The following is a 21840-nucleotide window of genomic DNA, read 5'->3' as shown; positions in this document are numbered from 1 at the left end:
GCAGTCTGCGTGCGGCCACCGACAACCGGCGCTCGGCCGCGCTCCGGGTCAGCCGTTCGCAGCTCGTCGCGCTGCCTTCACTTCGATACGCCGCTCGTACCTCGCGGCTACTCAGTACGCCGCTCCTCGGCTTCCTTCGCGTCGAGGGCGTTGGCCTCCTCCAGCGTCGGTGCGGTGCCACCGAGGCGCGCCGGGAGGTATTTCAGGTCGTCACCGGTCAGCGGCTCGTAGGACTCCTGCACCGCGTGCAGCATGCTCGTCATCCGCTCACGCAGTGCGGCGGTCTCGGCGTCGGGGTCGGCATCGGCCGGGATGGTGATCGGCGCGCCGACCTCGATGCGGATCGGCACCTTCGGCCGCCACATCTGCCGCGGCAGGCCCTTGGTCCAGACGCGCTGCGAACCCCACAGGATCATCGGTATGACGGGCACGCCCGCCTCTTGCGCCATACGCACCGCGCCGGACTTGAAGTCGCGCAACTCGAACGACCGGGAGATCGTCGTCTCCGGGAAGACACCGATCAGCTCTCCCCGCTGCAACGCCTCGACCGCGGCGCGATAGGCATCGGCGCCGGCCGCCCGGTCGACCGGGATGTGCCTCATGCCGCGCATCAGCGGGCCCGAGACGGGGTGGTCGAAGACATCCTTCTTCGCCATGAACCGGACCTTGCGGCCGACGTCCAGTGCCGGGTAACCCGCATAGGAGAAGTCGAAGTAGCCGATGTGATTCATCGCGATCACCGCGCCACCGGTGCGCGGGAGGTGCTCCGCCCCGGATCGCTTGAATTTCAGGCCCTGCACGGCAAACACACCGCGTGCGAAGGAGATCACGCCGGAGTAGATCGGTTCCATGGCGAGAACCCTACCGGTCAGTAGGGCACTCGTGACCTCGACAGGCTCGGCCACCGCGAGCCGTGGAATGCCGCGTGGGCCCCGCGACGTTGCACCGATCGTGACCGACACCGCCATCCCGCTGTCCGTGCTGGACCTGTCCCCGATCTCCACCGGCCGCACCGCATCAGACGCCCTGCTGGAGACCATCACCCTCGCGCAACACACCGAATCCCTTGGTTACGAGCGGTTTTGGGTCGCCGAGCACCACAACATCCCAAGCGTGGCCAGCTCCTCGCCAGTCGTGATGATCGCCACGCTCGCCGCTGCGACCAGCACCATCCGGGTCGGTGCCGGCGGCATCATGCTGCCCAACCACGCGCCGTTGCAGGTCGCCGAGACGTTCCGGGTGCTGGAAGCCCTGCACCCCGGGCGCATCGACCTCGGGCTCGGCCGCGCACCGGGCACCGACCAGCTGACGGCCCTCGCACTGCGGCGCAGCAAGGAAGCGCTGACGGCCAACGACTTCCCGCAGCAGTTCGCCGAATTGCGTGCGTATGTCGACGGATTCCCCGACGATCACCCCTTCGCACCGATCAGTGCGCAGCCCACCGACGTCCCGCTTCCACCGGTCTGGATCCTCGGCTCCAGCATGTATGGCGCCCAGGCTGCGGGTCTGCTCGGCACCAACTTCGCCTTCGCCGGGCATTTCGGCAGTGTGGACCCACGCGAGGCGTTCGACGCCTACCGCAGCTCCTTCACGCCCAACGGTCGTGCGGACTGCCCGCAGGAGCCGCACAGCATGCTCGCCGTGTCCGCGATCGCCGCCGAATCCACCGAGCGCGCAAGCGAACTCGAGCGCGCTGCCGCACTGTCGACGGTCCGGCTGCGCCAGAACAACCCCGGCCCGTTGCCCTCGCCGGAGGAGGCGGCCGCACACGAGTGGACCGAGGTCGAGCAGCACCTTGTCGACAGCCTCGGTCGCTTCGTCACCGCTGGGACGGCTGAGGCGGTCTACGACGGCATCACGGCCCGCGCACGCTCCTGCGGCGCCGACGAGCTGATGATCACCACCAACGTGCACGACGCCGCCGAGCGGCGGGCGTCATACACGTTGATCGCGGAGGCCGCTCGCGCTGCGCACTGAGCCGAGTACGTTGGGGACATGGATCTGGAACGCCCTGAAGCCCCTGACCCCTACTCCCTGCTGCCGCAGACCGCGTCGCTCACGGTGACCAGTGAGACGTTCGCCGACGGTGACACCCTCCCTGACGAACAGGTCTACAACGACTGGGGATTCAGCGGTGGCAACACCTCGCCGCAGTTGTCCTGGTCGGGTGCGCCCGAGGGCACGAAGGGTTACGTCGTGACCTGCTTCGACCCAGATGCACCGACACCGTGCGGGTTCTGGCACTGGTTGCTGCTCGGCATCCCCGCAGACGTGACCTCGCTCGACCTCGGCGCGGGCGACGGCAAGAACCTTCCCGCCGGTGCCTTCCACGCGCGCAACGACTTCGGTGACAAGGCGTATGACGGCGCCGCCCCGCCCGTCGGCGACCGGCCGCACCGCTACATGTTCGCGGTGCACGCGGTCGGCGACGACCTCGGCCTCGACGACTCGGTCAGCGGCGCCGTCGCGATGTTCACCACGGGCGGCAACCTGCTCGCCCGCGGCGTCATCACAGCGACATACCAGGCGAAATAGCCTCTCCCGTCAGGGTTTCGGGCTCTCGGGGCCGTCGCCGGGCTTCTCGGCCACTCCCTTGAAACGGCCCCACGTGTCGCCGGAGTCGTCGGCCGTCCCGGAAGCCGCCTCGGGGGCGTCGTCGACCTTGTCCGGCAGCTCGCCGCCGTCCTCGGCCGCGGGCTGCTCGTCGTAGTCGCGTCCTCGTCCTGCTGCTTCCTCGACCGGCCGGTCGGTGTGCGGGTCGATGCGGCTCTCCCCGTCGCCGTCCCCGGACCCGGTGCCCTGGACCCGGTTGCCGTGCCGATCGGTCGGGGTGTCCGGGTCGAGGCGGTCGGCCTTGCGCAGGGTCTCCTGGTGATCACGTTCGACGGCCTCAGCGGCCTTCTGCTCGTGCCGCGCCTCGGCTTCGAGCTGGTCTGCCTGCCGCTGCTTCTCCTCCGCCTCGACCCGAGCACGTTCGGCCTGCTCGGTCGCTGACTCAGCGCGCTGCCGGGTCTCGGCGACCGTGCTTTCGTTCTCCTTGGCGCGGCCCCGCAACTGCTGCGCTTCCTCCCGCTTGGCCTTCGTACGCCGCTTGCCCTGCACCACTGCGATGAGAATCAAGATGGCGATCACCACGATGATGGCGATGATGATCCACCAGGTCTTGCTGTCCATGACGAGCCCTCCGGACGGTCCGACGTGCGGCTGTTCCCGCAACTATTGATCCGAAACTACTGGTCAGCGGTGCTGCGTGCGGCTGTTGGACACGCTGGGGCGTGTCGCCCAGAGCACGACCGCGCTGGCCGCCGCGACATTGAGGGAGTCGACACCACCCGCCATCGGGATGCGCACGACCAGGTCGCTCGCGTCGACCGTGTGGCGCCCGAGGCCGTCACCCTCGGTGCCGAGCACCATCGCGAGACGGTCGGGCGGCTCGGCCGCCAACTCGTCCAGGCTGATCGCGTCGTCCCGCAACGCCAGCGACGCGACCGAGAAGCCTTGTGCCTGAAGATCGTTCACCGCTGCGGGCCATGGCTCGATCCGGGTCCACGGCACCTGGAAGACCGTGCCCATCGACACGCGCACACTGCGGCGGTAGAGCGGGTCGGCGCAGCGCGGGGTGATCAGCACGGAGTCGACACCCAACGCGGCCGCTGACCGGAAGATGGCGCCGACGTTCGTGTGGTCGACGATGTCCTCCAGCACCAGCACCCGCTGCGCGTCCCGCACCAGGTCGGCGTATGCCGGCAGCACCGGCCGATGCATCGACGCGAGTGCGCCACGATGCAGGTGGAAGCCGGTCATCTCCTCGATGACGTCGTCGCTGCCGACATACACGGGCACGTCGTCGGCCTCGGCCCGCTCGACCAGATCTGCCAGGTCGGTCAGCCACCGCCGGCCCATCAGGTAGGACCGCGGACGGTGCCCGGCGCCGAGGGCCCGGCGGATGACCTTCTCGCTCTCGGCGAGGTAGAGCCCGTGCTCCGGCTCCAGCCGCCGGCGCAACGCGACATCGGTGAGCCGGAAGTAGTCGCGCACCCGCTCGTCGGCGGGATCGGTGATCTCGATGACCGCCATCGTCAGCTGACCTCCGGCATCAGACCAGCGTCACGATCGCGATGACGCCGACCAGCACGATGAAGGCGCGAAGCAACCACGGCGGCAGCTTGCGTCCGACCTTGGCGCCGATGAGTCCGCCGAGGACCGAGCCGATGGCGATCAGCAGGGACACCTCCCAGCGCACGCTGTGGAAGGAGACGATGACGAAGGTCAGCGCCGCGACGGAGTTGACGATCGTGCTCAGGATGTTCTTGATGCCGTTGAGCCGCTGCAGCGAGTCGGGCAGGATCGCGCTCATCAGGCCCATCAGCAGCACGCCCTGTGCGGCGCCGAAGTAGCCGCCGTAGACACCGCAGACGAAGACCCCGCCGATCAGCATGGCACGACGCCCCTGCGACATCGTCGGGCCCTGGCCCTCGTGCCGCACCGCGGCGCGCTTCTGCAACCAGGGACCGATGAGCACCAGCACGATCCCGAGCAGGATCAGCGTCGGAACGATCGCGTCGAATGCCGAGGCGGGCAACCAGATCAGCAGCAGCGCACCGACCGCCGCACCCAGCAGCGACATCGGGCCGAGCTGTCGCAGTCTCGGCCCTGCGCCGACGACCTCCTTGCGGTATCCCCAGGAGCCGGAGACACCGCCGGCGACCAGACCGACCGAGTTGGAGATGTTCGCCGGCACCGCCGGATAGCCGAAGGCCAGCAGGGTGGGGAACGTCACCAGCGTGCCGGACCCGACCACGGTGTTGATCGTCCCGGCCGCGACTCCGGCGAGGGTGATCAGCAGGATCTCGGTCAGCGACATGGCGGCGCCATGGTTTCAGACACCGCTCAGCGTGCGGCGTGCCGGGCGCGGGGCTGCTGCACCGCACGGGCGGCCCAGCGGTCCCCGACCCGCTCCAGCGTCAGGTCCAGGCCGAAGGTGGCGCTGAGGTTCTCCGCGGTCAACGTCGCTTCGATCGGACCAGCCGCCACGACCTTGCCGTCGCGTAGCAGCAGCACGTCGGTGAAGCCCGGCGGGATCTCCTCGACGTGGTGGGTCACCAGCACCAGTGCCGGTGCCTCGATGTCCTGCGCGATCTCACCCAGCCGACTGACCAGGTCCTCGCGGCCTCCGAGGTCGAGTCCGGCCGCGGGCTCGTCCAGCAGCATCAGCTCGGGGTCGGTCATCAACGCGCGGGCGATCTGCACCCGCTTGCGCTCTCCCTCGCTCAACGTGCCGAAGCGTCGGTCGACCAGGTGGCCGGCTCCGAGCGCGTCGAGCAACTCCGTGGCGCGCCCGTGGTCGAGGTCGTCGTAGACCTCGCGCCACCGGCCGACCATGCCGTATGCCGCCGTGACGACCACGTCACCGACACGCTCGCCGTTCGGGATGCGATCGGCAATCGTGGCCGATGCCAGGCCGATCCGCGGACGCAACTCGAAGACGTCGACCGTGCCGAGGACCTCTGACAACACGCCGGCGACTCCGGCCGACGGATGCATCCGGGCAGCCGCGACCTGCAGCAGGGTCGTCTTCCCGGCACCGTTCGGCCCGAGCACGACCCAGCGCTCGCCCTCCTCGACCTCCCAGTCGACGCCGTCGAGCAGGTGCTTGTTACCCCGGACCACGCTCACACCGGCGAGTGCCAACACATCTGACATGTGAGGCACCTTACGACCTGGCCGCGTCCCTGCGGGCACCGGCCGACGGGCGCCCGTCGGCCCGCGTTCTACCCTGGTGCGGCCATGTCCGACCTGCCTGCCGCCGTACGACTCAGCCTGTGGGTCACCGCTGCCTGGGCGGGCCACCTGGACCTGGAGGAAGCACTGCGGCACGCATTGCCCGACGCCGACCACATCGCCGGGGACATCGGGCACCTGGCAACCTGGCAGGACTTCGGCGAGCGGGTGCTGGCCTGCGCTCTCCCCCGCGCCGGCGACATCTCCGGCATGCCCCGCGGCAACCCCGAACTCAACGCCGCCGCAACCGAATCCGGTGAGTGCGTCTATGTCCCCGCGATAGGCGGCGCTCTCGTGCCGTCCGTGGAGATCTTCGGGCCCGAGGGCGACGAGGGTATGACGGTGCGCCTGACGGCATACGACTGCGCGCCGACACCGGCACATCGTCTGGAGGAGTTGCACGAGTCGCAGATCGAGCGCGAGCTGCGCACCCGGCTGGCACATGCGACCGCGGCGCTGGAAGGTCTCGACATCCAGCCGTTCGCCGGGTCATCCCTGCGGGCACAGGCCGACGAGGTCGCCACGTTGCGCGAGTGGGGCCTGCCGTCCGGCCTGCCCGGGCGCGCCATACGCATCCTGCAGACCGCCGGAACAGTCGGCGCCGCAGTGGATTTCGCGCTCGATCACCCAACGGCAGTCGATCTGGCGTCCGATGTGGAGCGTCAGCAGGCGCTGCGCGGGCTGCAGGCCGCAACCGACCGAGCGCTGGCGCATGCGACGACGGCGGCCGCGTTGCACCTCGCGGGCATGCGCGCCTGACACCGGCACTCGATCTCGATACGCGGCCTCGTCCCTCGGCCGCTACTCGATCAGCGTGGCGTAAACCTTCTGGGTGCGCTGCGCGATGGTCTCCCAGCCGAATTCGCGCACCGCTCGGTCCCGGCCCGCGACACCGCGCCGACGTGCCTCGCCAGCATCACCGACGGCTACGGTCAGCGTGCGCGCCAGGTCCGCGACGAAGCGATCCGGGTCCTTCGGCGTGCCGGTCCCGTCGGTGAGCTGATCGATCGGCACCAGCCAACCGGTCTCGCCGTCGGCCACCACCTCGGGAATGCCACCCGTCGCGGTGCCCACCACCGGGCAGCCGCACGCCATCGCCTCCAGGTTGACGATGCCGAGCGGCTCGTAGACCGACGGGCACACGAAAACCGTTGCGGCTGAGAGCAATGCGATCACCTCGGCACGCGGCAGCATGTCCGCGATCCAGACGACTCCGTCACGCGACCCGCGCAGCCCGGCCACCAGATCCTCGACCTCACGCAGGATCTCCGGGGTGTCCGGGGCACCCGCGCACAGCACGAGCTGCACCTCCGGCGGCAGCTCCGCCGCCGCGCGCAGCAGGTAGGGCAAGCCCTTCTGCCGGGTGATCCGTCCGACGAAGATCACGCTCGGGCGATCCGGGTCCACCCCGTGGCCCCGCACCGTTGCCGTCGCCGCGTCACTGGTGTCGCGGTGCCACAGCTGCGAGTCGATGCCGTTGTGCACCACGTGCACCTTCGCCGGGTCCAGGTCGGGATAGCTGGCGAGGACGTCCTTGCGCATGCCGTGGCTGACGGCGATGACCGCGGCAGCGGCGTCATACGCCGTGCGTTCGATGTATGACGACAGGCGGTAACCGCCGCCCAGCTGCTCGGCTTTCCATGGCCGCATCGGCTCCAGGCTGTGCGCTGTCACCACGTGCGGGACGCCGTGCAGCAGCGACGCGACATGGCCGGCGAAGTTGGCGTACCAGGTGTGCGAGTGCACCACGTCCGCGCCGGCACAGTCGTTCGCGATCCGCAGGTCGACACCCATGGTCTGCAGGGCCGCGTTCGCCTCGTCCAGCTCGGGCAGGTCGGCATACCCGAAGGTGTCCGTCTCATCCTCCGGACTCCCGAATGCGCGCACCTTCACGGTGTCGCCCAGACCTCGTAAAGCCCGCACCAGCTCGGCAACATGGACGCCGGCACCGCCGTAGATGTTGGGCGGATACTCCTTGGTCAGCAGATCGACTCTCACGGGGACTGACGCTATCCCGCGCGGCACCGTAAGTTAAGCCTCATGGCTAGACGAGGTGGACCTTCTGTTCTCGCGATCGTCCTCGCCGGCGGCGAGGGCAAGCGACTCATGCCGCTGACCGCGGATCGCGCCAAACCTGCTGTGCCGTTCGGCGGCATCTACCGGCTGATCGACTTCGCGCTGTCCAATCTTGCCAACAGCGGCTACTACCGCATGGTCGTGCTCACGCAATACAAGTCGCACAGTCTCGACCGGCACATCTCCAAGGCGTGGCGGATGTCGACGATGTTGGGCAACTACGTCGCTCCGGTCCCGGCGCAGCAGCGTCGCGGGAAGCAGTGGTTCGCAGGCTCCGCGGACGCGATCTACCAGAGTCTCAACCTGATTCACGACGAGAAGCCGGACATCGTCGTGGTGGTGGGCGCCGACCACGTCTACCGGATGGACTTCGAGCAGATGGTCCAGCAGCACATCGAGTCGGGCGCACGCGCGAGCGTTGCGGCGATCCGGCAGCCGATCGAGCTGGCGGACCAGTTCGGCGTGATCGAGCTGGCCGAGGGCAGCGGGCAGCAGATCAGTGCATTCCGCGAAAAGCCTTCCGATCCGGTCGGTCTCGCGGATGCGCCGCACGAAGTGCTCGCTTCGATGGGCAACTACGTCTTCGACACCGACGCGCTCATGGAGGCCGTGACGGCCGACTCCGAGGACCTCAACAGCAAGCACGACATGGGCGGCAACATCATCCCGGCGTTCGTCGAGCGGGGCGAGGCCTATGCCTACGACTTCCGCGACAACGAGATCCCCGGTGCGACCGATCGGGACTTCGGCTACTGGCGCGACGTCGGGACCATCGACTCGTTCTACGACTCGCACATGGACCTGGTCTCGATCCACCCGATCTTCAACCTCTACAACTACGACTGGCCGATCCTGACCAATGACACCGGTTACCCGCCGGCGAAGTTCGTCCACGGAGCGTCCGATCGCAGCGGTATGGCGACCGGGTCGATGATCTCCCCCGGGTGCATCGTCAGCGGGTCGGTCATCGGCAATTCGGTGCTGTCGACCAACGTCAAGGTGCACTCCTTCGCGCAGGTCGACGACGCGATCCTGATGGACAACGTGGTCATCGGTCGCCACTGCCGGATCCAGCGGACAATCATCGACAAGGACGTCGTGGTGCCGGAGGGCGCCAGCATCGGTCTCAACCCCGATGACGATCGGGCGCGCGGCTTCACCGTCACCGATTCCGGCATCACGGTCGTCGGCAAGGGCACCGTCTTCGAGACGTGAATCCACCTGTGCCAGAATCAAATCCACACATGGACACACTTCTCGTCACGCTCACCGGCCAGGACCGCCCCGCGGTGTCCGCACGCCTGCTCGGTGTCGCGGCCGAGGCCGGTGCCGACGTGCTCGACCTGGAGCAGGCGGTGGTGCGTGGCCGCTTGCTGCTCACTGCGCTGCTGCAGCCGCACGAGGACACCGCGGAGCTGACCAGCGCCATACAACGAGTCGGGCAGTCACTGGGCCTCACCGTCACCGTCGAGCACGGACGGGGCGACAACCCGGCACGGCGCACCGGCCGTGCGTCCGTGGCCGTCCTCGGCGCACCGCTGCGTGCGACCGGGCTGGCTGCGATCACCGAGACGATCGGTCGGCAGGGCGCCAACATCGACCGCATCCGCCGGCTGTCCCGCGACCCGGTGACCACACTGGAGCTGGATCTGTCCGGTGCCGACGTGCCGGCGTTGCGCAGGGAGCTGGCTCTGTTGGCCACCGAGCACGGGGTCGATCTCGCGGTGTCCCCCGGCGGACTCGCACGACGTGGCCGGCGACTGCTGGTGATGGACGTCGACAGCACGCTCATCCGCGACGAGGTGATCGAGCTGCTCGCCGCGCACGCCGGACGCGAGGCGGAGGTCGCAGCGGTCACCGAGCGCGCAATGCGCGGTGATCTCGACTTCGAGCAGAGCCTGCACGAGCGGGTGCGCTGCCTCGCCGGCCTGGACGCCGGTGTCTTCGACGAGGTACGCCGCGCCATACGCCTGACTCCCGGCGCGCGAACCCTGGTGCGCACCGTGCGCCGGCTGGGCTTCTCGGTCGCCGTGGTCTCCGGCGGATTCATCGAGGTCGTGCAGCCGCTGGCTGCCGAGTTGGGCATCGACCGGGCACACGCCAACAAGCTGCAAATTCGGGACGGAAAGCTGACCGGCCGCGTCGAGGGGCCGGTCGTCGACCGGGCAGAGAAAGCTCGCGCATTGCGCCGGTTCGCCGCCGCGGAGGGTCTTCCCCTCTCCCGCACCGTCGCCATCGGGGACGGCGCCAACGACCTCGACATGCTGGCCACGGCCGGGCTCGGCATCGCATTCAACGCAAAACCGGTCGTCCGCGAGCAGGCGGACGCCAGCGTCAACGTGCCCTATCTGGACACGGTGCTGTTCATGCTGGGTCTGTCGCGTGACGACATCGAGGAAGCTGACCGACTCACTTCGGCGGACGATCCGGCCGCCGAGCGCGGGGCGTGCTTAAACTCGCCCCATGTCTGATCCAGCCACACGGTCCCTGCTGATCATCGGTGGCGCCGAGGACAAGGTCGGCCGCGTGACGATCCTGCGCCGATTCGTCGCACTGGCCGGTGGCCGCAAGGCACGCATCGTGATCATTCCGACGGCTTCCTCGGTGCCGGACGAGGTGGTGGAGGTCTACTCGACCGTCTTCTCCCGCCTCGGCGCACCGCAGATCGACGCCGTCGATCCGTCCGACCGCGCACACAGCAGCGACGCGGACCTGCAGGACCTGGTCGACAACGCCACCGGCATCTTCCTGTCCGGCGGCAACCAGCTCAAGCTCAGCCAGTTGATCGTCGGCACGCCGCTCGGCGGCGCCATACTCCGTGCCTACGAGCGGGGCGCGGTCGTCGCCGGCACCTCCGCGGGTGCGTCGATCATGAGCCAATTCATGATCTCGATGGGCGAGGAGGGCGTGACCCCGCGCCAGCGGTCGAGCCAGCTGACGGCGGGACTCGGGTTGCTACCCGGGGTCATCGTCGATCAGCACTTCGACCAGCGGGCGCGCTACGGCCGGTTGTTGTCCCTGGTCGCCACGTCGCCGAGCCTGCTCGGCATGGGGATCGACGAGGACACCGCCGCCGAGATCTCCGACGGCAAGGAGCTGACGGTGGTCGGTTCGGGTGCGGTGTTCGTCGTCGACGCACGCACCGCGGTCACCGATGCCCACCAGGCCGAGCGCGACGCACCGCTGCTGGTGACCGGCGCCATCGTCCACACGCTGCCGTATGGCGCGACATTCGACCTCGAGTCCGCGACGTTGACCGACTTCGACGAGAAGTATGCCGACATCGCGGTCTCGACCAGCAGGGATCGACACGACACCGCCACAGCGGCAGCCGCACTGCGGCGCTAGTCGTTTCGTCCGTTCATCTCGAGAGGAGCAGTCACCCATGCAGTCGCCGACATCCGGGCAGTTGGAGGTTCTGCGGACGCGGGTCTACCGCGGACCGAATATCTGGGCCTACGACCAGGCCATCCACCTGCTGGTGGATCTCGGCGAGCTGGAGGACTTCCCCACCGACAAGCTGCCCGGCTTCACCGACCGACTGCTGGAGTGGTTGCCCGGTCTGGACGCCCACACCTGCTCCCGAGGCCACCGCGGCGGGTTCGTCGAGCGGTTGCGTGAGGGCACCTGGCTCGGGCACGTGGCCGAGCACATCGCACTGCAGTTGCAGCAGGAGGCCGGCCACGACATGCGCCGCGGCAAGACCCGCGGTGAGAAGGGCCGTCCCGGCGTCTACAACGTGATCTTCGGCTACTTCGACGAGCGTGTCGGTGTCGCGGCCGGTGAGCTCGCGGTCCGCATCGTCAACGAACTGGTCGTACCGACCGCTGATTTCGACTTCACCGAGGAGTTGGACGCCTTCATCCGCGTTGCAGCGCGCAAGGCCTTCGGGCCGTCGACGTCGGCGATCATCGACGAGGCCGTCAGCCGCGACATACCGTGGCACCGGCTCAACCAATACTCCCTGGTCCAGCTCGGCCAGGGAGTGCACGCCCAACGCATCCGGGCGACCATGACGTCGCGGACCTCGGCGCTGGCGGTCGACATCGCGGGCGACAAGAACCTCACGGCGACACTGCTGGGCTCGGCCGGTCTGCCGGTCCCGAAGGCGCTCACCGTGCGCACTGCGGAGGGTGCCGCCGAGGCGGCGGCGAAGATCGGTTTCCCGGTGGTCATCAAGCCGTTGGACGGCAATCACGGACGCGGGGTGATCCTCGATCTGGGGTCGGCGGACGAGGTGCGCGAGGCGTTCCCGCTGGCCGCCGAGCAGAGCCGTCGCGGTGTGGTCCAGGTCGAGTCGTTCATCACCGGCAAGGACTATCGCTGCCTGATCATCGGTGGCCGGATGGCTGCCATCGCGGAGCGGGTGCCCGCGCACGTGGTCGGTGACGGGGAGCACACCGTGGCCGAGCTGGTCGAGATCACCAACGCGGACCCGCGGCGCGGTGTCGGCCACGAGAAGGTCCTGACCCGGGTCGTCGTCGACGATGCTGCGGTCGAGTTGGTCCACGAGCAGGGCTACGCGATGGACGATGTTCCGGCGCAGGACGAGATGGTCAAGCTGGCGCTGACCGGCAACATGTCGACGGGCGGCATCTCGATCGACCGCACCTTCGACGCGCACCCGGACAACGTCGAGATCGCAGAGGAGGCAGCGCAACTCATCGGCTTGGACGTTGCGGGCATCGACTTCATCTGTCCCGACATCACGGCACCGGTGCGCGAGACCGGTGGCGCGATCTGCGAGGTCAACGCGGCGCCCGGTTTCCGGATGCACACGCACCCGACTGTCGGCGAGCCGCAGTTCATCGCCAAGCCGGTCGTCGATCTGCTCTTCCCACCGGGCTCGCCGTCGCGTGTGCCGGTGGTGGCCGTGACCGGCACCAACGGCAAGACGACCACGTCGCGGATGCTGTCGCACATCATGAAGGGCCTCGGGCACAAGGTCGGTATGACGTCGACCGACGGCGTCGTGATCGACGAGCGCCTGCTGATCCGGGCGGACGCGTCCGGGCCGCGGTCGGCACGGATGGTGCTGCAGAACCCGCGGGTCGATTTCGCGGTGCTGGAGGTCGCACGCGGTGGCATCCTGCGTGAGGGACTGGGTTATGACCGCAACGACATCGCGATCGTCACCAACGTGCAGCCGGATCACCTGGGCATGCACGGCATCGACACGTTGGAGCAACTGGCGCGGGTGAAATCCGTTGTGGTGGAAGCAGTTCCGCGCGACGGCTATGCAGTCCTGAATGCCGACGACCCGCTGGTGCGCGCGATGCGCCGCCGGTGCTCGGGCACCATCGTCTGGTTCTCGATGGAGCCGCCGGGCAGCCGGGTGCGTGACTTCATCGACGAGAAGTGCCGCCGCGGTGCGCGTGCCGTCGTGCTGGAGCCGTCGGATCGCGGCGAGATGATCGTGTTGAAGCAGGGACGTCGCTCGATGCCGCTGGCTTGGACGCACCTACTGCCGTCGACGTTCGGTGGCACGGCCCGGATGAATGTCGCCAACGCACTCGCTGCGGCCGGCGCGGCGTTCGCGGCCGGTGCGCCGTTGCACGACATACGGCAGGGGCTGCGGACCTTCACGACCACCTATTACCTGTCCCCCGGGCGGCTCAACCGCGTCGAGGTCAACCACGCCGAGGTCTTCGTCGACTACTGCCACAACCCGCCCGGCATGCACCGGCTCGGCGAGTTCGTGCAGGGTTATGTCGATCAACGGCAGGGTGCCGCCGAGCACCGCATCTCGCGGATCGCCATGGTCGGTGCGGCGGGCGACCGGCGGGATGACGACATCCGCGAACTCGGCCGGGTCGCGGCGCAGTATTTCGACGTGCTCGTGGTGCGGGAGGACGACAACCTGCGTCGTCGCGAGCCGGGTCGGGCGGCCGCACTGGTCGAGGAAGGCGCGCGGGAGTCCATGGCCGACGGCGCACGGTGCCGGCAGGTGCTCACCGTGCTCGACGAACTGGAGGCCACCCGCTATGCCGTGCATCTGGCCAACCCCGGCGACCTGGTGATGTTGTGCGCCGACCAGCACCCGACGGTGCTGGCCGAGCTGGAGGCGTTCACACACCAGGCGAACGCCGGTGCGCGCACCGATGATGAGCAGCCCGGAGACCCGGATCTGGATCCGCAGCAGCTCGCGACCGAGGCGACCGAGGCGTCCGCAGCGGAGGACGCCGAGTGGCGCGGGGCCGTGGACGCCCAACCCGTCATCGAGCAGTGACGTTGGTCGAGCCGCTAGGCGACACTCGCCCAAGCTGGTCGAGTAGGTCGAGCCGCTGGGCGAAACCGTATCGAGACCCTGTGCCAACGTGCCTCGAGGACGGCTACCGCTCGTACGACCCACCCACGGCGCCGGCGTAATCCACTGTCCGCACGTGCGGCGAGGTGACAGGCTGCAGGGATGAGTGAGACCTGCCTGATCTGTGATGAGCTGAACGGTGCCGTGTCCGTTCCTGGCGGACATCTCGAGTCCACCAACCTCCTGGCGGTCTTCCAGTGCCCGATCCTCTCGCCGGTCACCGACGTATTCCCGGGGTACTTGTTCGTCGTCCCGCAACGCCACGTACCCGGATTCGCCGACCTCGACGACACTGAGGCGGCCGCGATCGGCGTCGCCATCACGCGCTGGTCGCGAGCCCTCGAGGCGGCCGGCGCGGAGCACGTGTATGTCGCTCGCATCGGCCACGGCGTCCCGCACCTGCACGTCCATCTCGTGCCCCGCTGGCCGGGCACCCCGGACGATGTGTCGTGGACGGACGTCGATGAGTGGCCGGGCGCCCGGCGCGTCGGTGCAGCGGCCGCCGCGGACTTCGTCGAAGAGCTCCGGCATGCCGTAGCCGACTCGAGTGTCAACCGGTCATCTGACGGCGCAGACTAGCGTGCGGCGCGACCCAGCCGCGAGATCTTCGCGCCGGGCAGCACTCTTGAAATCGTCGACACCTGGCGCGGCGCCATCTGGGCATCTGACGAATCTGCCAACAGCACCCCAGAGCGCCTGCATCGTTGACCCGCTGAACGGGTCAACGATGCAGGCAGCTGGAAGAGATCATGCGGAGCCGCTGAGCGTCGAGCAAACTCGCCCGACCCAGCCGTCAACTCCGCCCGATCGTATCGGTGAAGCGGGTCAGCAAGCCCAGGTCACATGCAACTCGTCTGCCTCGGACAGCACGACTACTGTCGACGGGCCGAATGTCAGTCGGACCCCGACCAGCTTGCCCATGAACATCCACATCGGCTCGACGCGATCGAGGGAGCGACCGATGAGCTGACCGAGGTCATCTTCAGCATCGATGTCGAATGCAGTCCACTTACCCGAGGTCCGAACGAATTCACGATTCTCTGCAGACAGCGGCTCGGCAAATGGGTCGATCCATCGCCCCCGGCAGACCCGAAGCTTCTCACCGTCGTGACCTGAATCCATCCAGAGCGATGTGCGCCGGCCGAAAGACAGCTCCAGGATGCCGTGCTCGCTGAAGACGGCCCCTTGATACATGTACCGCACGCGACGCATCGCGCTCACCCGTTGACCGACACACTCATCCACGACCGCCAACGCTGTTGCCGTGCCGTCCTGCTCGATCATGTGCGTGGCCCCCCATCGCCTGTCATTCACCGATGGCGTCCGTGAACCTCGTCAGTGCGCCCAGGTAACGCTGCACATCCGGCTCGGCGCTAACGGCCACCAATTGCCTTGCCACCGAACGCAATCCGTCCACATCTCGGCCCATGTCATGCAGCGTCAGCGCCCGGAAGAGCACGACGGCAGTGTTGTCCGGATAGTCACCCACCAGCTCATCGAGTATGGCGAGGGACTCCTCCAACCGCCCGAGATGCCGCAACGTGGAGGCCTTCTGCAGCAACGCGCGATGCCGGTAGGGCTCGTCGATCCGCAGCCGCAACGCCCGGTCGTACCACTCCAGCGCCTCGGCCTCGAGACCCGCGGAATCGTGCGTCCCGGCCAACTCGTAGAGGACCCGGCCATCTTTCGGAAACCGTTGCTGCAGAGCGAAAGCCGCGTCGATCCGCGCCGCGTTGCCGTCGAGTGACCACACGGCAGCGATGTCACTCTCGGCCTCGTGCTCGCCCCGCGCGGCCACGGCCTTGCGACGAATCATCCGGGCGTCGTCGGACGTCCCGCCGTGCGACATCAACCACTGGTGCAGCTTCGCCCAGTGCGAGTGGGTCATCAGCGCCAGCACGTCACCGTCGTGCGCGGCCGCGAGCAGTCCGGTCAGGCCACTGAATTCATCCGGCCAGGACGCTGTCGGCAGCACACCCACATGCGAAAGGCCCTCTCGCAAAAAGCTTTCCAGCTCCTCCATGGACCGCCCACGTAGGTAGTGCTCCTTGTGCTGGATCTGCACCCGATCGGCGCCCAGACCGGCCATCTCCCCCAACCGCACCAAGATCTCGTCCGTGCGATCTCCCCCGGTCCCGAGCCCGAGCTGCAGCTGCGACCCGGGTCGCACCAACCCGCGACCGACCCGGAGCAACGCCTCGAGTCCGGCCTCGTTGTGTGCCATGTCGAGCACCACGGTCGCCATACCACCCTGCGGCAGCGTGACCGAATAGATATTCATCCGACCGGGATTCAGCCGATGATCCGGTGTGAACGTCCGCAGTCCCTCGACCACCGCATCCCGCGGCAACCCGGCACCCAGCCCGGCCGCAGCACCCGCGAGAGCATTCGCGATGTTGTGCTCGGACAATCCCGACATCGTCATCGGCACGTCGACCAGGCTGACCAACCGGTCGACCGACCCACCGCGCTCGAGCACGGCGATGTCCCCGTCCAGCACCGTGATCCCGCGACCGTGAGCGTCCAATGCCTCACGCAACGACGGCGACTCCGGGTCAAGGCTGAAACACCACGGCTTGCCGCGCGCTGTGCCCCGCATCGCCCACACCCGCGGGTCATCACCGTTGAGGACGACCCACCCCTCGGGCTTGGTCACCTTGGTGATGATCGCCTTCACCTCGGCAAGTTGGTCGAGAGTGTCAATCCCGTCCATTCCCAGGTGATCTGCGCTGACGTTGGTCACGACGCTCACGTCGTTGTATGCCGTGCCCAGCCCGCGCCACAACATGCCGCCGCGGGCCGTCTCCAGCACACCGAACTCCACACCCGGAGCACCCAACACGGCACGAGCACCACCCGGGCCGGAGTAGTCACCCGACTCGACGACCTCGCCGTCGACCAGGACTCCGTCGGTCGAGCTCCACCCGGTGCGTCGCCCGGCCGACATACCGAGGTGCGCGATCAGCCGCGTGGTCGTGGTCTTCCCGTTGGTGCCGGTGACCGCCACCACGGGCACCTTCGGTCGGACGGCCCGCACGCGCTCACCGGGTGCTTCGGCGCGGACCCGCTCACCGGCTTCGGTGAACACCTCGCCGACCGGCCGTCCACGCAGCAGGTCACCGAGCACGGGACCGAAGATCTCGGCGATCGCGCGGGCACGGCCGGCGTTCTTCAGCGCGAAGACCACCACGACCTCGTCGAGCGTCTCCCCGGGGCGCACACGCACGCCGACACGCACCGCGCCGGCCTCGCGCATCAGCAGGCGCAATGCCCGCTCGACGACGCGCAGCACGAAGCCGCGGCGCGTCTCGCTGTCCGGCTGTCCTGCGTCTCGCGCACGCACGGCCAGTTCGCGGGCAAGAGCGGTCAGCGCTTCCGGATCCGCGCCAAGATATCCCGGCACTCGCAGCGTCAGTTTCGCTGCCGGCCGGGTGAAGTAGAGGTTGGGACCACGCAGGATCCGTGCCCCGACGACTCGGGCGGTGTCCGAGGAACTCATGCCCGAATGCTAATCACTGCGACGACGTCGGCTACTGGCCCATCGCGTGGACGCCACCGTCCACGTGCACGATCTCGCCGGTCGTCGCCGGGAACCAGTCCGACAGCAGCGCCACGCAGGCCTGCGCAGCGGGCCCGGGGTCGGTGATGTCCCAGCCCAGCGGCGCGCGGTCACCCCACACCTGCTCGAACTGCTCGAAGCCCGGGATCGACTTCGCAGCAGTTGTGCGCAGCGGCCCCGCCGACACCAGGTTGGACCGCACCTGCTTCGGGCCCAGGTCGCGCGCGAGATAGCGGTTCGTCGACTCGAAGGCCGCCTTCGCGACGCCCATCCAGTCGTAGACCGGCCAGGCGAACTTCGCGTCGAAGGTCAAACCCACGAGCGACGAACCCTGGGTCATCAACGGAAGTGCAGCAACCGCAAGAGATTTCAGCGAGTATGCCGAAGCCTGCAACGCGACCGCCGCGTCCTCCCAGGTGCCTCCCATGAAGTCGAACGCCCCGGGCGGCGCGAAACCGATGGAGTGCAGCACGCCGTCCAGGGAGTCGAACCCGGCGTCCTTGAGCCGGTCGGCCAGGCTGTCCAGATCGTCCTGCTTGGTCACGTCCAACTCGAGCAACTCCGGCGTCGTCGGCAGGCGCTTGCTGATGGTCTGGGTGATCCGCAGGACCCGCCCGAACGACGTCAGCACCACCTCCGCGCCCTGCTCCTGGGCGATCTTCGCGACATGGAACGCGATGGAGGACTCCATCGTGATCCCGGTGATCAACAGTCGCTTGCCTTCGACGATGCCTGCCACGTCGACTCCTCGATTTCGTTGTTGTGCGGTCTGTTTCGTCCGTGCGGGTGGTGTGCCGCTCAGTGCCCCATGCCCAGCCCACCGTCGACGGGGATCACGGCGCCGTTGATGTATGCCGCGGCGTCGCTGGCGATGAACCGCACGACCTGTGCGACTTCCTCGGGCTCCGCGAGCCGGGCTGCCGGGATCGCGTCGACATACGCCTTGCGCTGTGCCTCCGGCAGAGCGCGCGTCATGTCCGTGTCGATGAATCCGGGAGCGACCACGTTGGCGGTGATCGCCTTCTTGCCGAGCTCACGTGCGATGGAGCGCGCCATACCGACCAGACCAGCCTTGGACGCGGCGTAGTTGACCTGACCGGGGCCACCGAACAGCCCGATCACACTGGAAACAAAGATGATCCGGCCGCCCTTGCGACGGATCATGCCCTTGGTGGCGCGTCGTGCGCAGCGGAAGGCACCGGTCAGGTTGGTCTCCAGGACGCTGTCGAAATCGTCGTCCGACATCCGCATCAGCAGGGTGTCCTGGGTGATGCCCGCGTTGGCGACGACCACCTCCACCGGGCCGCCGAAGTGCTCCTCGGCGGCAGTGAACGCCGCGTCGACCGAGTCGGAGTCGGTGACGTCGCAGGCGACCGTCGTCGCGCCCTCAGGACCGTCACTGCCGCTGCGGGAGGTCACCACGACGTCGTCGCCGGCGGCGATGAACGCCTCCGCGATCGCCCTGCCGATGCCTCGGTTGCCCCCGGTGATCAACACGCACTGCGGCATCTGACGTTCGCTCCTTCGATGGTCCTGATGATGGTTCTGACACGATCGCGCGTGACCTCGACGGCCACGACTGCACAGGCTATTGGACTACCGGGCGGTAGCCCGCACGGAGCCACCAGGCGCGGCGCCTACACTGGAAGTGTGCCGCGCCGGAATGAACGTCCCTCAGTGCAGTCGGCAACCGATCTGCCGCTGCCGGGCAAGCACGATCTCGACAACCGGATGCGCAACTACGCGATCGCGATGGGCATCCGCACCGCTGCGTTCGTGCTCGCCTACCTCCTCGACGGCCCGGCCCGCTGGGTGTGCGTTGCACTCGCCGTCCTGCTGCCGGAGATCGCGGTGATCGGCGCCAACGCTGCCAACCAGAAGCGTCAGGACGTGCGCGGCCGCAGCGCGGTCACCGACCAGCGCCGCCAGTTGCACGGCCACAGTTCATGAGACTCCCCGGGCCGGTCCCCGACCAGCAGACCCAGTGCAGCGCCAAGGGGTGCCGCCGCGATGCGACATACGCGCTCGTATGGCGCAACCCGAAGATCCACTCGGAGGACCGGCACAAGACGTGGCTGGCGTGCGATGAGCACCGGATCACGCTGTCGGATTTCCTGAGCTTCCGCGGTTTCCCGTTGGAGATCAAGACGATCGACGAACTCGACGACGAGAAACACTGATCCTCGATCGGACCCCCGCGAGGTCTCGGAGGAGAACTTCGTGGGGTTCTACCCGCCAATCGCGGACATGGGGCGATCGGGCTGCTTGAAGTCCGGCTCACCGATCCCGTGACCACGTCGCTTGGCCAGCATGTTGGCGCGTATGACGTCAGCCAGCTCCTCGTCGGTCGCGCCCGCCCGCAGCGGACCGCGCAGGTCGTTCTCGTCGCGGGCGAACAGGCAGTTGCGCACCTGACCATCGGCGGTCAGCCGCACTCGATCACACGCGGCACAGAAGGGCGCGGTGACACTGGCGATCAGGCCGACCGTCGCGGGCCCGCCATCGACGAGGAACAACTCCGCAGGCGCACTGCCACGTGCCTCGTCGGGCATCGGGCTGAGTGAGAACCGCTCCCCCAGCAGCTCCTGGAGCTCGCGGCCCGTGAACATCTTCTGCCGCTCCCAGGTGTGTCCCGCGTCCAGCGGCATCTGCTCGATGAAGCGCAGCTCGAGCCCGCGATCGAGGCACCACTGCAGCAGCTCGGCCGGGTTGTCCTTGCCGTGCGGGTCGTGCATCGCCACGGCGTTGATCTTGACCGGCTTGAGGCCGGCGTCCTGGGCCGCCTTGATGCCTCGCTCGACGTCGGCGAAGCGGTCGCGTCGGGTCAGCTCCTTGAATCGCTCCGGGTCGATGGTGTCCAACGACACGTTGATCCGTTCCAAGCCCGCATCCGCAAGCGGCCCGGCCAACCGATCGAGCCCGATCCCGTTGGTGGTCATAGCGATTCGCGGTGCGTGCTCCAGCTCGGCGAAGCGGCGCACGATGTCCGGGAGGCCGCGTCTCAGCAACGGCTCCCCACCGGTCAGTCGCACGGAGTGCACGCCGAGCTGGGTGAAGATGTCGACGACGCGCACCAGCTCGTCGTCGGTGAGCATCTCCGGCCGGGGCAACCAGTCCAGTCCCTCGGCGGGCATGCAGTAGGTGCATCGCAGATTGCAGCGATCGGTCAGTGATACGCGCAGGTCTTTCGCCACCCGACCGAAGGTGTCGGGCAGCCCCGCGCCGGTCTCGTCAAGCCTGCTCATAGGACTCCAGGATAGGCCAGCTACCGTCAGGGTGTGCTACGCAGGCTCCTCACCCGACGTTGGCTGACGTGGTTGCTCGTCGCGATCATCTGGGCGGCCGCTTGTGTGTTCCTCGGTCGGTGGCAGTGGCACCGCTACGAAGGCAAGAAGTTGTCCCAGCACCAGGTCTCCGACAACTACGACGCCGACCCGGTGTCGATCACCTCGATCCTGCCCAGCAAGGACGCCACGCTCTCCCCGGAGGACGAGTGGACCCAGATCAAATTGGTGGGCCACTACGAGCCGTCGAAGAAGCTGCTGGTGCGTAATCGTCCCAACGACGGCTATTTCGGCTACGAGCTCGTCATACCGTTCCGCCAGGCGCACGGGCCGACTGTGCTGGTCGATCGCGGCTGGATCGAGAACGGCCGCACGGCAGCCGCGCCCAAGACGGTGCCGCCGACACCCGGCGGGACCGTCACCGTCATCGGCTGGCTGAAGCCTGGCGAGCAGGCGAAGAACGCCAAGAAGGTGCCCGGCCAGATCGCGTCCATCAACCTCGACACCATCAACCGGCTCACCGGTGCCGACGTGGTCACCGGCGGCTACCTGCTGATGCGCTCGGAGAAGCCCGCAGCCCCGGCGACCCAGAAGGGCCTGGCCTCGCTGCCCAAGCCCACGCCGGGCACATATGCCGGCATCAACCTCAGCTACGCGCTGCAGTGGTGGGCCGCGGCGATCGGCGGTGTCCTCTTCATGCTCTACCGCTGCTGGAAGGAGGAGCAGGAAGCCGTGCACGGGCCAAAACCCAAGAAGCCCAAGAAGGTTCGCATCTGGGACGAGGAAGACGAATAGCCCGCCGCGACTCCCCCTCGCGAACCCTCGATGACCCC

The 21840-nt window shown here is 68.1% G+C and carries 22 protein-coding genes; 11 read left to right on the top strand and 11 right to left on the bottom strand.

Annotation, left to right across the window (positions count from 1 at the left end; genetic code table 11):
* Positions 1-107 precede the first annotated feature (107 nt).
* A complete protein-coding gene (locus tag ACSZL9_RS01035; protein ID WP_446663600.1) occupies positions 108-851 on the bottom strand; it encodes a lysophospholipid acyltransferase family protein in 744 nt (247 codons plus the stop codon).
* A gap of 100 nt (positions 852-951) precedes the next feature.
* Here ACSZL9_RS01035 and ACSZL9_RS01030 point away from each other — a divergent pair, with 100 nt between their 5' ends.
* Positions 952-1977 (top strand): LLM class flavin-dependent oxidoreductase, encoded by a 1026-nt coding sequence (locus tag ACSZL9_RS01030; RefSeq protein WP_446663599.1) that lies wholly within the window; start codon positions 952-954, stop codon positions 1975-1977.
* Positions 1978-1995: 18 nt separating this feature from the next.
* On the top strand, positions 1996-2535 hold the full coding sequence (locus ACSZL9_RS01025) for a YbhB/YbcL family Raf kinase inhibitor-like protein (protein WP_446663598.1): 540 nt from the start codon (positions 1996-1998) through the stop codon (positions 2533-2535).
* Between the two features lie 9 nt (positions 2536-2544).
* Here the strand turns inward: ACSZL9_RS01025 and ACSZL9_RS01020 are convergent, their stop codons facing one another.
* The 4 genes from ACSZL9_RS01020 to ACSZL9_RS01005 all read right to left on the bottom strand — a co-directional run bounded on the left by ACSZL9_RS01020 (position 2545) and on the right by ACSZL9_RS01005 (position 5703).
* Positions 2545-3174 (bottom strand): hypothetical protein, encoded by a 630-nt coding sequence (locus ACSZL9_RS01020; protein WP_446663597.1) that lies wholly within the window; start codon positions 3172-3174, stop codon positions 2545-2547.
* A gap of 63 nt (positions 3175-3237) precedes the next feature.
* On the bottom strand, positions 3238-4077 hold the full coding sequence (locus ACSZL9_RS01015; RefSeq protein WP_446663596.1) for a TrmH family RNA methyltransferase: 840 nt from the start codon (positions 4075-4077) through the stop codon (positions 3238-3240).
* Positions 4078-4096: 19 nt separating this feature from the next.
* On the bottom strand, positions 4097-4864 hold the full coding sequence (locus ACSZL9_RS01010; protein WP_446663595.1) for a sulfite exporter TauE/SafE family protein: 768 nt from the start codon (positions 4862-4864) through the stop codon (positions 4097-4099).
* A gap of 26 nt (positions 4865-4890) precedes the next feature.
* Positions 4891-5703 carry an ABC transporter ATP-binding protein gene (locus ACSZL9_RS01005; protein WP_446663594.1) on the bottom strand — a complete coding sequence of 271 codons (813 nt, stop codon included), beginning with the start codon at positions 5701-5703 and terminating at the stop codon, positions 4891-4893.
* 84 nt (positions 5704-5787) lie between these two features.
* Between ACSZL9_RS01005 and ACSZL9_RS01000 the strand changes: the two genes are divergently transcribed.
* Positions 5788-6540, top strand: coding sequence for a hypothetical protein (locus tag ACSZL9_RS01000; RefSeq protein WP_446663593.1), 753 nt, complete (start codon positions 5788-5790; stop codon positions 6538-6540).
* A gap of 42 nt (positions 6541-6582) precedes the next feature.
* On the opposite strand, the gene glgA is transcribed toward ACSZL9_RS01000, so the two are convergent.
* Positions 6583-7779: a glycogen synthase gene (gene glgA, locus ACSZL9_RS00995; protein ID WP_446663592.1), complete on the bottom strand. Its 1197-nt coding sequence runs from the start codon at positions 7777-7779 to the stop codon at positions 6583-6585.
* A gap of 42 nt (positions 7780-7821) precedes the next feature.
* Here glgA and glgC point away from each other — a divergent pair, with 42 nt between their 5' ends.
* The 5 genes from glgC to ACSZL9_RS00970 all read left to right on the top strand — a co-directional run bounded on the left by glgC (position 7822) and on the right by ACSZL9_RS00970 (position 14743).
* The gene (gene glgC / locus ACSZL9_RS00990; protein ID WP_446663591.1) at positions 7822-9072 is read left to right on the top strand and encodes a glucose-1-phosphate adenylyltransferase; all 1251 of its coding nucleotides are present in this window, start codon (positions 7822-7824) and stop codon (positions 9070-9072) included.
* A gap of 29 nt (positions 9073-9101) precedes the next feature.
* Complete coding sequence (gene serB, locus ACSZL9_RS00985) at positions 9102-10328, top strand: phosphoserine phosphatase SerB (RefSeq protein WP_446663590.1); 1227 nt, start codon at positions 9102-9104, stop codon at positions 10326-10328.
* Positions 10321-11205 carry a cyanophycinase gene (locus ACSZL9_RS00980; protein ID WP_446663589.1) on the top strand — a complete coding sequence of 295 codons (885 nt, stop codon included), beginning with the start codon at positions 10321-10323 and terminating at the stop codon, positions 11203-11205. The genes serB and ACSZL9_RS00980 overlap by 8 nt, the downstream gene beginning before the upstream one ends.
* 37 nt (positions 11206-11242) lie before the next feature.
* Positions 11243-14086: a cyanophycin synthetase gene (gene cphA, locus ACSZL9_RS00975; RefSeq protein WP_446663588.1), complete on the top strand. Its 2844-nt coding sequence runs from the start codon at positions 11243-11245 to the stop codon at positions 14084-14086.
* A gap of 180 nt (positions 14087-14266) precedes the next feature.
* Positions 14267-14743 carry an HIT family protein gene (locus ACSZL9_RS00970; protein WP_446663587.1) on the top strand — a complete coding sequence of 159 codons (477 nt, stop codon included), beginning with the start codon at positions 14267-14269 and terminating at the stop codon, positions 14741-14743.
* A gap of 246 nt (positions 14744-14989) precedes the next feature.
* Here ACSZL9_RS00970 and ACSZL9_RS00965 read toward each other — a convergent pair whose 3' ends face one another.
* From ACSZL9_RS00965 to fabG, 4 genes are read right to left on the bottom strand one after another with little or no spacing between them, the layout of a single operon-like run.
* The gene (locus ACSZL9_RS00965; RefSeq protein ID WP_446663586.1) at positions 14990-15448 is read right to left on the bottom strand and encodes a hypothetical protein; all 459 of its coding nucleotides are present in this window, start codon (positions 15446-15448) and stop codon (positions 14990-14992) included.
* A gap of 22 nt (positions 15449-15470) precedes the next feature.
* A complete protein-coding gene (locus ACSZL9_RS00960) occupies positions 15471-17663 on the bottom strand; it encodes a tetratricopeptide repeat protein (protein ID WP_446663585.1) in 2193 nt (730 codons plus the stop codon).
* A 31-nt stretch (positions 17664-17694) separates the two neighbouring features.
* A complete protein-coding gene (gene fabI, locus ACSZL9_RS00955; RefSeq protein ID WP_446663584.1) occupies positions 17695-18462 on the bottom strand; it encodes an enoyl-ACP reductase FabI in 768 nt (255 codons plus the stop codon).
* Between the two features lie 59 nt (positions 18463-18521).
* Positions 18522-19232: a 3-oxoacyl-ACP reductase FabG gene (gene fabG / locus ACSZL9_RS00950; RefSeq protein ID WP_446663583.1), complete on the bottom strand. Its 711-nt coding sequence runs from the start codon at positions 19230-19232 to the stop codon at positions 18522-18524.
* A gap of 168 nt (positions 19233-19400) precedes the next feature.
* Here fabG and ACSZL9_RS00945 point away from each other — a divergent pair, with 168 nt between their 5' ends.
* Positions 19401-19673 carry a DUF3099 domain-containing protein gene (locus ACSZL9_RS00945; RefSeq protein WP_446663582.1) on the top strand — a complete coding sequence of 91 codons (273 nt, stop codon included), beginning with the start codon at positions 19401-19403 and terminating at the stop codon, positions 19671-19673.
* A complete protein-coding gene (locus ACSZL9_RS00940) occupies positions 19670-19903 on the top strand; it encodes a hypothetical protein (protein ID WP_446663581.1) in 234 nt (77 codons plus the stop codon). The genes ACSZL9_RS00945 and ACSZL9_RS00940 overlap by 4 nt, the downstream gene beginning before the upstream one ends.
* A gap of 48 nt (positions 19904-19951) precedes the next feature.
* Here ACSZL9_RS00940 and moaA read toward each other — a convergent pair whose 3' ends face one another.
* A complete protein-coding gene (gene moaA / locus ACSZL9_RS00935) occupies positions 19952-20968 on the bottom strand; it encodes a GTP 3',8-cyclase MoaA (RefSeq protein WP_446663580.1) in 1017 nt (338 codons plus the stop codon).
* A 33-nt stretch (positions 20969-21001) separates the two neighbouring features.
* On the opposite strand from moaA, the gene ACSZL9_RS00930 reads away from it, so the two are divergent.
* Positions 21002-21802 carry an SURF1 family cytochrome oxidase biogenesis protein gene (locus tag ACSZL9_RS00930; protein ID WP_446663579.1) on the top strand — a complete coding sequence of 267 codons (801 nt, stop codon included), beginning with the start codon at positions 21002-21004 and terminating at the stop codon, positions 21800-21802.
* Positions 21803-21840: the final 38 nt, after the last annotated feature.

Source organism: Flexivirga sp. B27 (genome assembly GCF_052905685.1).
The sequence above is the reverse complement of the archived record's forward strand: the minus strand, read 5'-3'. Positions and strand labels throughout refer to the sequence as shown.

What these genes read in the sequence shown, in the direction of transcription:
- ACSZL9_RS01000 (WP_446663593.1), top strand. Translation starts at nt 5,788, where the DNA reads ATGTCCGACCTGCCTGCCGCCGTACGACTCAGCCTGTGGGTCACCGCT.
- ACSZL9_RS01015 (WP_446663596.1), bottom strand. Translation starts at nt 4,077, where the DNA reads ATGGCGGTCATCGAGATCACCGATCCCGCCGACGAGCGGGTGCGCGAC.
- glgC (WP_446663591.1), top strand. Translation starts at nt 7,822, where the DNA reads ATGGCTAGACGAGGTGGACCTTCTGTTCTCGCGATCGTCCTCGCCGGC.
- ACSZL9_RS00980 (WP_446663589.1), top strand. Translation starts at nt 10,321, where the DNA reads ATGTCTGATCCAGCCACACGGTCCCTGCTGATCATCGGTGGCGCCGAG.
- ACSZL9_RS00940 (WP_446663581.1), top strand. Translation starts at nt 19,670, where the DNA reads ATGAGACTCCCCGGGCCGGTCCCCGACCAGCAGACCCAGTGCAGCGCC.
- ACSZL9_RS00970 (WP_446663587.1), top strand. Translation starts at nt 14,267, where the DNA reads ATGAGTGAGACCTGCCTGATCTGTGATGAGCTGAACGGTGCCGTGTCC.
- ACSZL9_RS00960 (WP_446663585.1), bottom strand. Translation starts at nt 17,663, where the DNA reads ATGAGTTCCTCGGACACCGCCCGAGTCGTCGGGGCACGGATCCTGCGT.
- ACSZL9_RS01010 (WP_446663595.1), bottom strand. Translation starts at nt 4,864, where the DNA reads ATGTCGCTGACCGAGATCCTGCTGATCACCCTCGCCGGAGTCGCGGCC.
- ACSZL9_RS01035 (WP_446663600.1), bottom strand. Translation starts at nt 851, where the DNA reads ATGGAACCGATCTACTCCGGCGTGATCTCCTTCGCACGCGGTGTGTTT.
- moaA (WP_446663580.1), bottom strand. Translation starts at nt 20,968, where the DNA reads ATGAGCAGGCTTGACGAGACCGGCGCGGGGCTGCCCGACACCTTCGGT.
- ACSZL9_RS00965 (WP_446663586.1), bottom strand. Translation starts at nt 15,448, where the DNA reads ATGATCGAGCAGGACGGCACGGCAACAGCGTTGGCGGTCGTGGATGAG.
- serB (WP_446663590.1), top strand. Translation starts at nt 9,102, where the DNA reads ATGGACACACTTCTCGTCACGCTCACCGGCCAGGACCGCCCCGCGGTG.
- cphA (WP_446663588.1), top strand. Translation starts at nt 11,243, where the DNA reads ATGCAGTCGCCGACATCCGGGCAGTTGGAGGTTCTGCGGACGCGGGTC.
- ACSZL9_RS01020 (WP_446663597.1), bottom strand. Translation starts at nt 3,174, where the DNA reads ATGGACAGCAAGACCTGGTGGATCATCATCGCCATCATCGTGGTGATC.
- ACSZL9_RS01005 (WP_446663594.1), bottom strand. Translation starts at nt 5,703, where the DNA reads ATGTCAGATGTGTTGGCACTCGCCGGTGTGAGCGTGGTCCGGGGTAAC.
- ACSZL9_RS01025 (WP_446663598.1), top strand. Translation starts at nt 1,996, where the DNA reads ATGGATCTGGAACGCCCTGAAGCCCCTGACCCCTACTCCCTGCTGCCG.
- fabG (WP_446663583.1), bottom strand. Translation starts at nt 19,232, where the DNA reads ATGCCGCAGTGCGTGTTGATCACCGGGGGCAACCGAGGCATCGGCAGG.